General features: G+C 44.2%; 11 protein-coding genes. 2 read left to right on the top strand and 9 right to left on the bottom strand.

Annotation, left to right across the window (positions count from 1 at the left end; genetic code table 11):
* Positions 1-5 precede the first annotated feature (5 nt).
* Together ACIH2S_RS00055 and nagK are read right to left on the bottom strand one after the other, a co-directional pair.
* The gene (locus ACIH2S_RS00055) at positions 6-644 is read right to left on the bottom strand and encodes an OB-fold-containig protein (protein WP_108479127.1); all 639 of its coding nucleotides are present in this window, start codon (positions 642-644) and stop codon (positions 6-8) included.
* A gap of 429 nt (positions 645-1,073) precedes the next feature.
* The gene (gene nagK, locus ACIH2S_RS00050; RefSeq protein ID WP_036950654.1) at positions 1,074-1,985 is read right to left on the bottom strand and encodes an N-acetylglucosamine kinase; all 912 of its coding nucleotides are present in this window, start codon (positions 1,983-1,985) and stop codon (positions 1,074-1,076) included.
* A 211-nt stretch (positions 1,986-2,196) separates the two neighbouring features.
* Between nagK and ykgO the strand changes: the two genes are divergently transcribed.
* A complete protein-coding gene (gene ykgO, locus ACIH2S_RS00045) occupies positions 2,197-2,322 on the top strand; it encodes a type B 50S ribosomal protein L36 (RefSeq protein WP_006660624.1) in 126 nt (41 codons plus the stop codon).
* A gap of 74 nt (positions 2,323-2,396) precedes the next feature.
* On the opposite strand, the gene yidZ is transcribed toward ykgO, so the two are convergent.
* Together yidZ and ACIH2S_RS00035 are read right to left on the bottom strand one after the other, a co-directional pair.
* On the bottom strand, positions 2,397-3,362 hold the full coding sequence (gene yidZ / locus ACIH2S_RS00040) for an HTH-type transcriptional regulator YidZ (RefSeq protein WP_036950656.1): 966 nt from the start codon (positions 3,360-3,362) through the stop codon (positions 2,397-2,399).
* Complete coding sequence (locus ACIH2S_RS00035) at positions 3,355-4,539, bottom strand: MdtL family multidrug efflux MFS transporter (protein ID WP_108479129.1); 1,185 nt, start codon at positions 4,537-4,539, stop codon at positions 3,355-3,357. The genes yidZ and ACIH2S_RS00035 overlap by 8 nt, the downstream gene beginning before the upstream one ends.
* 325 nt (positions 4,540-4,864) lie before the next feature.
* On the opposite strand from ACIH2S_RS00035, the gene asd reads away from it, so the two are divergent.
* The gene (gene asd, locus ACIH2S_RS00030; RefSeq protein ID WP_154603205.1) at positions 4,865-5,971 is read left to right on the top strand and encodes an aspartate-semialdehyde dehydrogenase; all 1,107 of its coding nucleotides are present in this window, start codon (positions 4,865-4,867) and stop codon (positions 5,969-5,971) included.
* 97 nt (positions 5,972-6,068) lie between these two features.
* On the opposite strand, the gene ACIH2S_RS00025 is transcribed toward asd, so the two are convergent.
* From ACIH2S_RS00025 to dnaA, 5 genes are all read right to left on the bottom strand, one after another.
* A complete protein-coding gene (locus ACIH2S_RS00025; protein ID WP_430247884.1) occupies positions 6,069-9,056 on the bottom strand; it encodes an autotransporter domain-containing protein in 2,988 nt (995 codons plus the stop codon).
* A 258-nt stretch (positions 9,057-9,314) separates the two neighbouring features.
* A complete protein-coding gene (gene gyrB, locus ACIH2S_RS00020) occupies positions 9,315-11,729 on the bottom strand; it encodes a DNA topoisomerase (ATP-hydrolyzing) subunit B (RefSeq protein WP_036950665.1) in 2,415 nt (804 codons plus the stop codon).
* An 18-nt stretch (positions 11,730-11,747) separates the two neighbouring features.
* Complete coding sequence (recF, locus tag ACIH2S_RS00015) at positions 11,748-12,842, bottom strand: DNA replication/repair protein RecF (RefSeq protein WP_430247881.1); 1,095 nt, start codon at positions 12,840-12,842, stop codon at positions 11,748-11,750.
* Positions 12,843-12,851: 9 nt separating this feature from the next.
* Positions 12,852-13,952, bottom strand: a complete 1,101-nt coding sequence (gene dnaN, locus ACIH2S_RS00010) for a DNA polymerase III subunit beta (RefSeq protein ID WP_132496996.1) — start codon at positions 13,950-13,952, stop codon at positions 12,852-12,854.
* 5 nt (positions 13,953-13,957) lie between these two features.
* The gene (gene dnaA, locus ACIH2S_RS00005; RefSeq protein ID WP_036950671.1) at positions 13,958-15,349 is read right to left on the bottom strand and encodes a chromosomal replication initiator protein DnaA; all 1,392 of its coding nucleotides are present in this window, start codon (positions 15,347-15,349) and stop codon (positions 13,958-13,960) included.

The following is a 15,349-nucleotide window of genomic DNA, read 5'->3' as shown; positions in this document are numbered from 1 at the left end:
TGTGTTTACTGCCTGAATTCGTTCTCGGTGACAACTTGGTAACTGTGGGATTGAGGGTCATAACTGATGATAACGACGCGATCCCCGCGTTTAATATTTTCGGCGCTAGGTGCTCTAACCTGCAAAATCAGCCCCGCACCGCCATCTTCTAAGGTGGCTTCCCCATTTTGTTCTGTGACAGTCCCTGAGCGCACGGTTGCCAATTTTCCCATTAGCTGATGAACCGTTTTGGGTTTATTAATATTAACCAGTCGGCTACGGATGGGTTTTAGGCAAATGGCGGTTAAGTGCAGGGAAATAAAGGCGGTGATCACTAGCGACGTGACTCCAACGGCGTAACGCAGCAAGGTCATATCAATAAAGCGTAGGAATAAATGCGCAGCAAAGTAGCTAATCAGCCAGCCGAAGAGGGTGAATAGCGTCAAGATAATGGTGACGGGAATTCCGGCTAAACCAAGTTTTGTCAGCCAGCCAGCAAAGCCAGTGAGATCGATGCCGTCAGCATCCAATTCGGTATCGATATTAAATAAATCAATATCTAACAGACCAAAAGCGGCACAAAGCCAGTAAAACAGGACAATAATCAGTAAACCGCTAAAGATAATGGTTGGGAAAGCCAAGCAATTTTCTAAAAACAAATTCATTTATTTTTCTCTTTAGTTAAGTGGCTGAATGTGACTTTAGCGGGTATCTGTCTGTTACGTGTATGGCCTTTAACTGTGTTTTTATCGCGAATTTATCTAAAAATGAGCAAAACCACGTTAATCATAAGCTCTTTTCGCGTTAACAACATAGGACTAGTCTAAGTCTAGTTTCTAGATTATCTCGCTGATTTCTATGGTTAATTTTCTGTAGTTAATCTGAAAAAGAAAAAAGATTTAACTTGTTGATTATTAGCTAATTTAATTAAAAATAACAAAGATGATAACTATTCTCAATTATATTTTGGTGATTTTGAGGTATTGGTCATCTCTACTCTCGATAAGTCGAAAGAGTAGAGATGCGATTGCGGAATAATGTGCGGAAAGAGCAGTTTGCGGACATTAAGTACGGGTATTAATGAGTGCGGAAAATTAATCGACCAGGTTCAAAAATGCAGCACCACGGGCACCACCAGAGGCACCATAACGGGCTTTTTCGATAACGGGCATTTTCGCAATACCATAAAGATATTGAGGTACCATTTCCGGTAATAGGCGATAAATTTCATCAAATTGTGACAAGCCGCCGCCAATCACCACTAAGTCAGGGTCAAAGACAGTAATAACTTGCCCCATAAACATCGCCAGCACCATCATATAGCGTTCAACATGCTGTTTCGCAGCGATGTCACCGTTGTGATAACGTTCAATAATCTCGATAGCAGAGCGTTTCTCACCGGTAAATGCGGCATAAATACGTTCGAAACCGGGGCCTGAAAGGTAGGTTTCAAAACAGGCTGTTTGACCGCAACCACAGACAATTTCAGGTACGGTGTCCCCGAGATATTTTGCAGCACGAACACTCATGTTCATGTGTCCGATTTCCCCAGCAATGCCATTTTTCCCTGATAAGACCTTGCCGTTGATGACGAAACCGCCACCAACACCAGTGCCCAGAATCAAACCTAACACGCTAGGGTAACGCTTGAATTCAGGATCCCACGCTTCTGATAAGGCAAAGCAGTTGGCATCATTTTCAACTCTAACTGGGCGATTTAACAGCTTGGTTAGGTCATGAATGAAAGGTTTGTATTGTGCGCTTGGGACATTGGTCGTAAATACCACGCCTTCTGCGTGATTGACGATCCCCGGAACACCAATGCCAATTTTACCTTGGCAGTTAAACTGCGCATCGGCTTCAGCCGTTAAATCACGAAAAGCATTGAGCAACGCGAGATAGTCATCTTTGGGGGTTGGAACACGTTTTTGCCACACTTGATTGAGCGCTTGGTCGAACACTGCTAATTCAATTTTGGTGCCGCCCATGTCAAAGCCGTAATACATTTCATCTTCCTCAAATTGGTCTATTTCATTAAATAGAAATGTATCTATTTGATAAATAATGACAGAGAGTCAGTAATGGCTTAAGTATACAAAAGTTTCCCAAAAAATGATTGCGGGATGATTTTAATTCGATTATTGTCATATCCCATGAATGTTATGTTATAACATTACATTGTATTTTATTTACATTAAATAGTTATTGGGAGTTACCGTGAAAGTCCTCAGCTCATTAAAAACCGCTAAGCAGCGCCATCCTGATTGCCAAGTTGTGCGTCGTCGTGGTCGTATCTACGTAATTTGTAAAACCAATCCTCGTTTCAAAGCCGTTCAAGGTTAGTATTCCGTTATTCTCTGTTTCTTCGCATCCTTGCTTTCGCCGTGGCAATTCATACTCCTTGCCATGGCGTTTTTTTATATTGTTACAAACTCAAGCGTACTGTTTTTGATCTGCTCTCTTAACCATAAGGTTTTTGAGTTATAGGAATTACGTTTGTGCCACAGCATCAAAAAAGGGATTTCGAGCTGCTGGTAGAGAATGTCATCAACAGGAAGAGGAAGGCAGACTAAATCAAGGTTAAAATCATTAACATAATGTTGGCAATAGCCCGGGGAGCTTGTAATAAGGTTATGGTCGGGGCGAGAAGCCATTAAGAGGGATTGTTCAAAGGTCGAAAAGGATAAATGGATTTGGCGATGTAACCCCATGGTTTCCAGTAAATCATCGAGCGCCCACGGAATACGGTTGCCAAATTCAGTGCTGATATGGGGATATTTCAAGTAATTTGCCAACGTCCATTCTTCTTGCAAAATGGGGTGGTCACTGCGGATAAACGCCAGAGGTTTATCGGTGAATAACACTTCGAAATTTAGAATATCGGGTAGTTGGCTTATCGACTCTCTAGATAAATGAAAACTTTCACGACCGACTAACCCAATATCGGCATCCCCCGCAATCAGTGCTGCCAACGAGTTATAATCCCAATCTCGTACAATGACCTCGGATTCTGGATATTGATTGAGGATATTCAGGGATAAATCATGGAGCATGATTAAGTTTAACGGTGCTTCCATCATTAAGCGGAAAGTCATGCCTCGTGGTTTCTCGGTATCACGAATTTCAGCAATATAGTGTGAGAGATTTAAAAACTCAGGCAGTGATTTTTCAATGCGTAGCATGAGTGGGGTAGGAAGCAGCCCTTGTGGGCTGCGGATAAATAGAGGGTCATCAAACCATTGGCGCAGTTTAGACAACGACTTACTGACCGATGATGGGGTGATTGCAAGGCGTTTAGCTGCGAGGCTAACACTGCGCTCTTCCACCAGATATTGCAGAATAACCAGTAAATTTAAGTCTAATCGATGCAGTTGCTTATTCACATGTAGCGACCTGTTGGTTGACTTGCGTGGTGGGCACTCTTAGCAACACCATGCCAATCATTCCCGCCGCAAGCAAGATAATTAACAACATACTGATTGATGGAACGCCCATCACACCCATCACCCAAATATACGCTGAGGCGCAGCTTAATTGTGAGATGGCCAATACAGAACTGGCAATACCCGCTTTTTGGGCAAATGGTGACAGTGCTTGGCTCATAATGATGCCAAACTGCATTGAGAAACCAATACCGCAGAAGGCGAAGACGATGTACAGCAGCGCCAAATGTGGGAGAGCCAGCAGATAGATGAAGAGCAGGATGCCATTAACTAGAAACAGGCTTAGGGCTGTATTGAGCAAGGTATGGCTATTAAATGTCGAAATCAGTTTTGGCATCAAGAATGAGGTTCCCATACTCACCATCGCCAGTAAGGTCATGGCGGTAGAGTATTGGCCGGTTGTGAAACCGAGGTTTTCCATCAAGATAATTGGGGCGACGTTCACGTAAGTCAGGATCACGCCCATGCCGAAGCAGGAAATAATCAAGCGCGTGACAAAGAAGGTGCTAAATAGCTTTTCTTCTGTGACTGGTTGGGCATTCGATTGCATAGCTGGTGATGCTGAAGAAGGCTTAGTTTCTTTAATTGAGATTAAGCAAAATAGCATACTGATAACCGCATAACCCGCCATAAAGTAGAACATCACCGACCAATGGTGAATCAGCAAAATGGCAAATCCAATGACAGGCGCTAACACGGGCGCGATGCAGGTCACACCATTCATTGCGGCGAGTACTTTGGTGCGGCGCTGCGGTGTCAGTACATCACGCAAAATAGCGAAGGTTACGACATAACAGAAACCTGCGCCAATCCCTTGAAAGAATCGCGATACTAAGAAGGTATCAATGGAGGTGGCATTTCCGGCGATCACAGAGGCGATGGCAAATACCATCGTACCGACTAAAACGACAGGTTTTCGACCAATATGATCGGCACACCATCCGGCAATTAACATGGTGGATGCCATACCCGCTAAATAGATAGAAAATGCCACATGGAGCTGGCTTTCATTGGCATTTAAATCGGCGGCAATATAAGGAATACCGGTTAAATGGAGGTCAACGCCCAAAGGATAGATAAGGACGATCCAGAAACTGAAAAGGACATATTTGGTCATGAGATACGCTACTTTGTGAGGATTAACTCGCTAATCTTAATGGGGTTGAATGATGGAATGTATGGATTAATTGGAAAATAGTATTTTCCAAAATGGAAATTATCAACCAATAAGTTTTTACTAATTATTAGCGTCATTACTAATCTTCTTGCTATTAGTGATGAAATTCACTTGCACACTGGTTCATATTTTGTCACGTTTAATACGGTTGATTGATGATTTCTGAATTTTATCTTTCCGAAAAATTTCCAGCTTCGATTGGCAAAGTGAAAGTCGAGGATAGAAATTTTTTGGGTGATGTATGTAAACAGACAGGGTGAAGAGAATGAAAAATGTAGGGTTTATTGGCTGGCGCGGAATGGTCGGCTCCGTATTGATGCAAAGAATGGTAGAAGAAGGGGATTTTAACGTTATTCACCCGGTCTTTTTTACCACCTCCCAGCATGGGGCTGAGGCGCCTGTTTTTGGTGGTCATCGCAGCACGTTGCAAGATGCATTTGATATCGATGCACTGAGCGCACTGGATATTATTATTAGCTGCCAAGGCGGCGATTATACCAATGAAGTGTATCCAAAATTACGTGAAGCGGGCTGGAAAGGTTACTGGATTGATGCCGCGTCTGCACTGCGTATGAAAGACGATGCGATTATTATTTTAGACCCAGTGAACCATCAGCATATCCAAGACGGCTTAAATAAAGGCATTAAGACCTTCGTCGGCGGTAACTGTACGGTGAGTTTAATGCTGATGTCGTTGGGCGGTCTGTTTGCGAATAACTTGGTTGAGTGGGCTTCCGTGGCTACATATCAAGCGGCATCCGGTGCGGGTGCACGCAATATGCGTGAGCTGTTGTCACAAATGGGTTCTTTACACGCGCAAGTGGCGAAAGAGCTGCAAAATCCGGCATCGGCCATCTTAGAAATCGAGAAAAAAGTCACAGACTTTACGCGCAGTGGTTCCATGCCAACGGATGCGTTCGGTGTTCCGCTAGCGGGCAGTTTGATCCCGTGGATTGATAAAGCGTTAGAAAACGGTCAAAGCCGCGAAGAGTGGAAAGGGCAGGCAGAAACCAACAAAATTCTGGCAACGGGCAGCAATATTATTCCGGTTGATGGTTTATGTGTTCGTGTGGGCGCATTACGCTGCCATAGCCAAGCATTCACGCTGAAACTGAAAAAAGATGTGCCACTGAATGAAGTGGAGCAACTGCTGGCTTCCCATAATGAGTGGGTGAAAGTGGTGCCGAATGACCGTGAAATTACAATGCGTGAACTGACTCCTGCGGCAGTGACGGGGACTCTGAGCACACCAGTAGGGCGTCTGCGTAAGTTAAACATGGGACCTGAGTATCTGTCTGCGTTTACCGTGGGCGATCAGTTACTGTGGGGGGCTGCGGAGCCTCTGCGCCGTATGTTGAGAATTCTGCTGTAGTTCGCTTCTCTTAACGAACTAAAATAGGAATGGCACTGGAGTGATTAAACGCTCCAGTGCCATTTTTTATTATGTTAATGTTTGTGGTGTTGATGGATTAAAACGACACTAACAATTTGGCATCAAGATTATTTTCTAAATATCCCTTAGCAGTAAATTGGCTGTAATCCATGGACAGTTTGAAATTGTCTGTCAGCTGAAGGCTGGAGCCCAGTTTGATAGCCATGCCATCTTTCGGCGCATTAATCCCGCGATAGTTTAGCGGTGGTGCAAGCTGGTCTCGGTGGGCGAATCGGAAAGCCATTTCACGCTCCCGCTTATCATATTGATGCTGCCAGCCGAATTCCCCGTGTACATCGATTGAGGATGTATTGCCCACTTTCCATTGGTTATCTAAACGTAATCCCAGCGTTGTGGTCGTGGCATCGAGGGATTGGCGACCTGTCACCAGCGAGGTTTTTTCCCCTTTTTCTTTAAATCCATGGCTTTCGGCATTGGTAAAGGCAAAGTTTGCAAACGGTTCGGCGTTGATGAATGCCGATTTCCACGGATAAGTCGCTTCTATAAACAGGTGGTTGGTTTTGCCTTTGTAGTCGGCGGTATTGTGATCGGAATAAATGGATGAAGTGACTGTTCTATCGGTCTTGATGGTGTGCCATGTGTGTCCAAGCCCTGCGCGTAAGGTGATTGGTGCCAATTGCAGGGAACCGTAAGCGGCTAAATAATAGTTGTTACTATGGCTATGACCAACTCCGCCAGAGACGGAATTTTTGGTAAAACCGGTGCTCATTCCAAAGATAACGTCATCATTGAAGAAATGCTTATCAGTCCCTAAGAACACGCCATAATTGCTGTTTGTAAAGCCGGAAGCATTTCCATCGCTTTGGGTTCTGTCCCAATGGTAGGGAATATTTACCCACACATTGCCACGGTTATCTCCACGCTCTTTGACGATGTTTTCCGATACGCGAGTTTGTTGCAGCAGCGTACCGTGATATTGGCGATGGTTATTCAATTGGCTAGCTAGGGTATCGATATGAATTTGTGGGGATAGAGTGTGAAGAAGGTCGTAAACCCCTGCTGTGGTTTTGCTGAGAATTAAGCGTTTATACAGGGTGTTATTCAATGGAAGATCTTCAAGGACGTGAGCGATGGCGGTTTGGTTTGGCGTTTTTGCAAATGAATCAAAAGCCAGCTCACTACGACCGACATTGAGTGTAACCAGTTTCATCGAGGGGGAGCGAGGATCAGTACCATAATTCAATGTAGTACCAATAAACAGGTAGTTAGGTTCGATGCTATCAAATTTCCCTTGGATATTGGGGGCGCGAATAATGTTGTATTCGGTTCGAAATCGCCCCTGAATTTCATCTTCATTTGGTATACGTTCATTGAATGGCGGTGATTCTTCAGCGAAGAACACTTTGACCTTACCGCCGTTAATAGTCACAGTACCGCCAGCATGTAGGGCATCAAATTCCTGTGTGTGTGTTGTTTGAAGACTCACATGGAATGCACTGCCGGGTTGGAAGGTAGCAGTATTATTCACCGTCATACGCCGTGTTGGGTCTTTAAGATTATCTCCAGGGGTTAAGATAGCACCGCTATTAACCACTAAGTCATCAACCAAGCCAGAAGCTATAAATTGGGCTCCTTGGTTTAATGTCACTGTATTTTTAATGCTGTGAGTGAGCTGTAATGTGCCATTGGTGACGTTGACTGGCGCATGTAGGATGTCTTTGACCTCAAGCTTTCCACCCTTGACATTGACGGGGCCTGTTAAGTGGTTTTCTTGTACTAAAACCACACGGCCTTGCTGTATTTCAAGCCCTGCAAAATGGTTAATTCCAGCTAAGGTTAATGAGCCTTCCCCTTGTTTGATTAACCGCCCTTTGCCATCGATGTTATTACTCCAAATATCGGTAATGCCGACGTTTGCAACGTCGTCTTGAGTTACCCGTTGATTGACGACCCAATCTTCAGCGAAATGCGTAGGCCCTTTATAGGCTTTCGGTAAGTTAATCAGCCCCCAGTGGCTTTCGGGTTGATTTTGTTTAGCTTCCCAGCCCGCTAAAGAGTTAGTGGGATAGGCGGTGCCTGCAATAATTTGCTGCCATTGAGATTTATTAAGATAGGCAAAGCGAGAGCGTAGCAAATACGCGGCGTCAGCAGGGACTTGATCAACGCGAAGTGCCTGAGATGGCTGCTCACTTTGCTTAGCGTAATAACCTAGGTTTTCATTAAAAGAGGGAAGTGAGCCTATTGGTGGTTTGCATTTTTTTTCATTGATGGTGCATTGAGTGTTCAGTTCTTGGCGTACTTCTTTGGCTTGGCTAATCAGTGCATTGGCGGTTTTATCCTCTTTCAGTAAATGGGCGAGAAGATAATAATTGGCGGCGCGCGAGGCAATGGTATCGGTTGGGAAATGTGCGCCGACAATCACACGGCTTTCCCCGTAGCCGATGGCTCTATCAAAAAATTGAGCTCCTTTTTCTGGAAAAATTGTGGCAAATACAGCCGCTTGTTTAAATCCATTCCAAGTATGTCCGCTTGGGTAAGAAGAGCCTGTAATATCGACATAGTTTAGGAGATATTCGCCTTTATCATCGAGAACTTGATTTGGGCGACCACGTAAATAATAGTCTTTGAGAATAAAATCCATTGAGCGAGCTCGGTTTTGAATTGGGTCATCTGCAAAGGTGGCTAAATGGAATAAATTATTTAAACGGTTATAGGCTTTAATTTGTTTAAAATCATTATAATTAAACCCTTTTTTATTAAATACGTATTCTAGGTAAATGTTAAAAAGATATTCTGGTGTGCTTTGTTTATCTTTTTCAGCGTTCTTTTTGCGCTTTCCTGTTAATTGCGTTGCTTGCTGGCTAACGTCTTTATCCCATTGCGCCGCTTGAGACTGCGGGGCTGGGTACGGCGGGATGATTTGGTTTTTTAGTTCGTCAAATCGCTGATTTCGCTGATCAATGATGAATTTACTGGCATCGATATAATCTGAGTTTGCAAAGGTAATCTGGGTGTTAAATAGAGCAAATAAACTGAACGATACAGCAGGAGTTATTTTGTTCATTATAGACCTATAGATTTTTAGAGAGGGTAAAATCTATTTCATCTTAATGCGGTAATTTTTATTTTCTATAAATTAAAAATCAAATGAGACAAACTTTATTTTTATTCTTCATTCTATTAATGAAATTCAATTAGTCATTTTATTTAATTAAATTTGAATTGGAATTAATAATAAATAGATGCTTAAGATTAAAATTAAATAAAAAAATAACCCCATACCGAAGTATAGGGTTATTTAATAACTTCTCTGGAAAATCGATTAAATATCGATGTTCGCGGCTTTTAAGGCGTTCTCTTCGATAAAGGCACGGCGAGGTTCAACCGCATCCCCCATCAGGGTAGTGAACAGCTGGTCAGTTGCAATGGCATCTTTGACCGTTACACGCATCATGCGGCGAGTTTCAGGGTTCATGGTGGTTTCCCAAAGTTGTTCTGGGTTCATTTCACCAAGACCTTTATAACGCTGTACGGATAAACCACGACGAGATTCACGGCTTAACCAATCTAATGCTTGCTCGAAGTTGTCGATATTCTGCCGACGTTCACCACGTTGAATATAAGCGCCTTCTTCGATTAATCCACCGATGATGTCACCTAATTCGGTGATACGGCGGTATTCGCTACCATGAACGAAGTCGAAATCGAGGTTGTAGTCGCTATCAACACCATGGGTACGGATACGAATAGTTGGTTCGAATAGTTGACGCTCGCGGTTTTCATGAATGATATAGCTGTAAGAGCTACCCGCTTGCTCGTTCTCTTCTAAACGTGCCACTAAGGTTTTTGCCCACTCTTCAACTTGCGCGCTATCTTTCAGTGCTTCTTCAGTCAGTGTGGATTGATACACTAAGCTGTTCAGCAGCGCTTGTGGATATAAGCGCTCAAGACGGCGGATAATACGGTGTGCAGCATTGTATTCAACAACCAGTTTTTCCAGTTGTTCGCCTTTCATTGCTGGGGCTTCTGCGCTTAAGTGCAGCTCAGCGCCATCCAGCGCGATAGAGATCAGATAGTCGTCCATCGCTTCGTCGTCTTTAATGTATTGCTCTTGTTTACCGCGTTTTACTTTATACAGTGGCGGCTGAGCAATAAAGATGTGACCACGTTCAACGATTTCTGGCATTTGACGGTAGAAGAAGGTCAACAGTAACGTACGAATGTGCGAACCATCGACATCAGCATCCGTCATGATAATGATGCTGTGATAACGCAGTTTATCTGGGTTATATTCATCACGACCAATACCACAGCCTAATGCGGTGATCAGTGTTGCGACTTCTTGGGAAGAGAGCATTTTATCGAAACGCGCTTTTTCCACGTTTAGGATTTTACCTTTCAGTGGCAAAATTGCTTGGTTCTTACGGTTACGACCTTGTTTTGCAGAGCCGCCCGCAGAGTCCCCTTCCACCAAGTACAGTTCAGATAATGCTGGGTCACGTTCTTGGCAGTCTGCCAGTTTACCCGGCAAGCCTGCTAAATCTAATGCCCCTTTACGGCGGGTCATTTCACGCGCTTTACGTGCAGCTTCACGCGCACGAGCAGCATCAATGATTTTGCCAACAACGATTTTAGCGTCGTTTGGATTTTCTAATAAATATTCAACTAGCTTCTCATTCATCATGGTTTCTACAGCAGTTTTTACTTCTGAAGAAACGAGTTTTTCTTTGGTCTGAGAAGAGAATTTTGGATCTGGCACTTTCACAGAAATAACGGCAATTAAGCCTTCACGAGCATCGTCACCTGTTGCGTTGACTTTGCTTTTCTTCTGGTAGCCTTCTTTTTCCATGTAGTTGTTCAGGGTACGGGTCATCGCAGCACGGAAGCCCGCTAAGTGGGTACCGCCGTCGCGCTGAGGAATGTTGTTGGTAAAGCAGTAAACATTCTCTTGGAAACCATCGTTCCATTGCATGGAAACTTCCACGCCGATGCCGTCTTTCTCAGTGGAGAAATAGAATACGGATGGGTGGATTGGGGTTTTGTTACGGCTCAGGTACTCAACGAATGCTTTGATCCCACCTTCATAGTGGAAATGGTCTTCTTTGCCATCACGTTTATCAATTAAACGGATGGAAACTCCTGAGTTTAGGAATGAAAGTTCACGTAAGCGTTTTGCCAGAATGTCGTATTCGAATTCGGTGACACCTTTGAAGGTATCCATGCTTGGCCAGAAACGTACGCGAGTCCCTGTTTGGTCAGTTTCACCAACCACAGTCAGAGGACCTTGTGGCTCCCCGTGCTTGTACACTTGCTCGTGGACTTTACCATCACGGCGGATCACTAATTCAAGTTTTTCAGATAAGGCGTTAACAACCGAAACACCTACACCGTGCAGACCACCGGAAACTTTATAGGAGTTGTCGTCAAATTTACCGCCAGCATGCAGAACAGTCATGATGACTTCTGCAGCGGAGACACCTTCTTCTTCGTGGATGCCCGTAGGGATACCACGTCCATCATCTTGGACAGAGACGGAGTTATCGGCATGGATAGTGATGACGATATCGTCACAGAAACCTGCTAAGGCTTCATCGATAGCGTTATCCACAACCTCGAAGACCATGTGATGAAGACCTGTTCCATCGTCGGTATCACCGATATACATGCCCGGGCGCTTACGCACCGCATCCAGTCCTTTTAATACCTTGATACTTGAGGAGTCATATGTATTCGACATCAACGTTTCCTGCTCTTTCTATTCCTGAGGTTGAACTTCTATTTTGCCTTGCTCTACACTAAACATCTTACTGTTGGCATCAATCATATCATTGACTTGCGCCGGTGTAATAGCACTTACAAACACTTGTGCTTGCGTAGCTTTGAGTCGAGCCGCTAATAATTGCCGGCGACCAGAATCAAGTTCTGAAGCAAAATCATCCAGTAGATACAGGCATTGTTGCCCGCTCTGTTGGGTGAAATATTCACCCTGCGCTAACCTGAGTGCACACATTAATAATTTCAGTTGACCGCGAGAGAGCATATCTTCAACGGGAATGCCATTGGCTCGAATTCGCAGGTCAGCTTTATGTGGCCCCGATGCGGTGTAGGTTAACGCTCTATCGCGCTCAAACTGCCGCTCTAACTGTTCTGAATAATCAATTTCTTTGTCCCAACCACGCTGGAAAGAGACTGAGAGTGAAAATTCGGGTAAAAATTGTTTGCAGGTTTGCTCAATATTTTCTGCGATACCTGCAATATACTCGCCGCGCCATTGGCTAATTTGTTCGGAAATTGGGGCGAGTTGCTGATCCCAATGGCGAATTTGCTCATAACGAGTCACTTGTCGTAAAGCCGCATTCCGCTGCTTTAACAAACGTTTTAAGTCCGACCACGTTGAAAAAAAGAGGGCTTCATTATGAAAGCATCCCCAATCGATAAACGCACGTCGATATTTTGGACCGCCATTCAGCAAGTTAAACCCTTCAGGGGTAATGAGCTGCATTGGCAATAACTTTGCGAGTTCCGCAATTTTATGCCCGTCGGTGCCATCAATTCGGACTTTGCTGTCGCCTTCGCGGTTTTTACTCAAACCCAGCGACAATGTTTTACGTTCGGTGTCTGAGTGTCCCAGTTTACCATGTAAAATAAATTGTTCTTGGTCATGACGGATAACTCTATTCGCCTGAATGCTGCGAAAGGCTCGTCCATGACCAAGTGTATAAATTGCTTCCAGTACACTGGTTTTGCCACTCCCATTAGGTCCAATTAAAAAATTGAACCCAGTTGCAAGGGAGAGATCGGCGTCTTCTATATTACGAAAATCGCGGATCAATAAACGCGAAAGGATCATACGGACTGATTACAAACGCATTGGCATAACAACATAGACCGCAGAGCGGCTTGCTGAATCTTCAATTTGTACGCTAGAAACGGCATCCGTTAAAAACAGGGTGACATTTTCGCTTTTCAGCGCGTTCAAGACGTCGAGGATGTAACTGACGTTAAAGCCAATTTCCATCTCACCACCTTGGTAATTCACATCAACAATCTCTTCCGCTTCTTCCTGCTCAGGGTTATTCGCCGTGATGCGTAATTGGTTTTCACTGAAGAATAAGCGTACGCCACGGAATTTTTCGTTAGATAAAATCGCTGCGCGTGAGAAAGCTTGTTTGAGCAAATCACAGCGAGCTTCTAAGGTTTTATCTGGATTTTTTGGCAGAACGCGGCGGTAGTCAGGGAAGCGACCGTCAACGAGTTTAGAGGTAAAGATAAAGTCGCCAACATGAGCACGAATATTGTTGCTACCAATTTGTAGCTGCAATAACGCATCGCCACCATCGAGTAGGCGCATCAGTTCCATGACACCTTTGCGAGGTACTATCACAGAATGGGATGGCAATTCTTGACCAATATCCATTGAGCAAACTGCAAGGCGGTGACCGTCTGTGGAGACAGTTCTCAGCATTTGCCCTTCTGTTTCAAACAGCATGCCGTTCAGGTAATAACGAACGTCTTGGTGCGCCATTGAAAACTGGGTCGCTTCAATTAAACGTTTCAGTATGGATTGAGGCAGAGAGAATTCGACTTCGCTTTGCCAGTCATCTAAGTTCGGGAAGTCAGCAGCAGGTAAAGTGGATAATGAGAAACGGCTGCGTCCAGAACGCACAAGCAGTCGGTCATCATTAAGCTCGACTTGGATTTCAGAACCTTCCGGTAAACCACGCCAAATATCAAAAAACTTGCGCGCAGGCACCGTGGTGGCACCAATTTCATGCTCACGAGTGAGCGGAACATTGGCCATCATCTCCATTTCTAGGTCGGTTCCCGTCAGTTGCAGGGCACCTTCTTTTACGTGAAGTAAAAGGTTTCCTAAAATAGGCAACGTTGGACGTCCACCTAAAGGGCCACTAACCTGTTGTAACGGTTTTAATAACTGCTCGCGTTCTATAATAAATTTCATAGCAATTAAGATGATAATGTTCTGATTAGATTTGAAAAATCTTCTTTGATGTCATGGCTTTCTTCTCGTAATTGTTCAATTTTACGACAAGCGTGCAACACTGTAGTGTGGTCACGACCGCCAAAAGCATCCCCGATTTCAGGTAAACTATGGTTTGTCAGCTCTTTCGCCAGTGCCATTGCCATCTGACGCGGACGAGCGACAGAACGAGAACGACGTTTAGAAAGTAAATCAGCGACTTTGATTTTATAGTACTCAGCAACAGTTTTCTGAATATTATCAATAGTTACCAGCTTTTCTTGCAGTGCTAATAGGTCACGTAATGCTTCTCGAACAAAATCGATAGTGATAGCGCGACCGGTAAAATTCGCGTTAGCAATAACGCGGTTTAATGCACCTTCTAACTCACGCACATTAGAACGTAAGCGTTTTGCGATGAAAAATGCCACTTCACCGGGCAGTTGGATTTCGTTTTCATCGGCTTTTTTCATCAAAATAGCCACACGGGTTTCTAACTCAGGTGGTTCAATCGCAACGGTTAAACCCCAGCCGAAACGGGACTTTAATCTATCTTCTACGCCGTTAATCTCTTTAGGATAACGGTCGGAGGTCAAAATAATTTGTTGATTGCCTTCAAGCAGGGCGTTGAATGTATGGAAAAACTCTTCTTGTGAACGCTCTTTGTTAGCAAAAAATTGAATATCATCAATCAGCAAGGCATCGACAGAACGGTAATAGCGCTTGAATTCTTCAATGGCGTTATTCTGCAATGCTTTGACCATATCTTGTACAAATCGTTCAGAATGCATATAGACCACGCGAGCGTTGGCCTTGTGCTGCATTATGCTATTACCCACGGCGTGTAATAAGTGCGTTTTACCTAAACCTGTTCCACCATAAAGGAACAGTGGGTTATAAGCGCCGCCAGGGTTTTCAGCAACTTGCCTCGCTGCCGCGCGAGCCAGTTGGTTTGATTTACCTTCAACGAAGTTATCAAACGTGTGTTTTGGGTTCACATTTGAACGGTATGACACGTCTGGTTGAACTTTAGCTGAGTTGTCCCAACTTGGCTTTACTGGTGCAGATGGTGCGGCGAACGCAGGCATTTCATTATTAGTGCGTACTTGAGGGCTCACCGGCGCGATGGTCATCGGTTTATTGCCTACTTCAAAGTGTAGAGCAGGGGCATCAGAACCGCAAAAGTCATTCAATAATTCATTGATATTATTGATGTACTTATCTCTCACCCAATCAAGGACGAAACGATTCGGGGCATACAGTGCCAGTGTATTATCGTTTAATTCAGCTTGAAGAGGGCGTATCCACATACTGAATTCTGTGGCAGGTAGTTCATCCTGCAATCGGGCAAGACATTGCTGCCAAAGCGAAAGTGACAC

It is taken from the genome of Providencia lanzhouensis, assembly GCF_050469745.1.
Lineage (GTDB): Bacteria > Pseudomonadota > Gammaproteobacteria > Enterobacterales > Enterobacteriaceae > Providencia > Providencia lanzhouensis.
This window is presented reverse-complemented; position numbering and strand designations above follow the sequence as displayed.

Coding starts and splice junctions, on each gene's coding strand:
- ACIH2S_RS00055 (WP_108479127.1), bottom strand. CDS start 644: ATGAATTTGTTTTTAGAAAATTGCTTGGCTTTCCCAACCATTATCTTT.
- nagK (WP_036950654.1), bottom strand. CDS start 1,985: ATGTATTACGGCTTTGACATGGGCGGCACCAAAATTGAATTAGCAGTG.
- ACIH2S_RS00035 (WP_108479129.1), bottom strand. CDS start 4,539: ATGACCAAATATGTCCTTTTCAGTTTCTGGATCGTCCTTATCTATCCT.
- asd (WP_154603205.1), top strand. CDS start 4,865: ATGAAAAATGTAGGGTTTATTGGCTGGCGCGGAATGGTCGGCTCCGTA.
- ACIH2S_RS00025 (WP_430247884.1), bottom strand. CDS start 9,056: ATGAACAAAATAACTCCTGCTGTATCGTTCAGTTTATTTGCTCTATTT.
- gyrB (WP_036950665.1), bottom strand. CDS start 11,729: ATGTCGAATACATATGACTCCTCAAGTATCAAGGTATTAAAAGGACTG.
- recF (WP_430247881.1), bottom strand. CDS start 12,842: ATGATCCTTTCGCGTTTATTGATCCGCGATTTTCGTAATATAGAAGAC.
- dnaN (WP_132496996.1), bottom strand. CDS start 13,952: ATGAAATTTATTATAGAACGCGAGCAGTTATTAAAACCGTTACAACAG.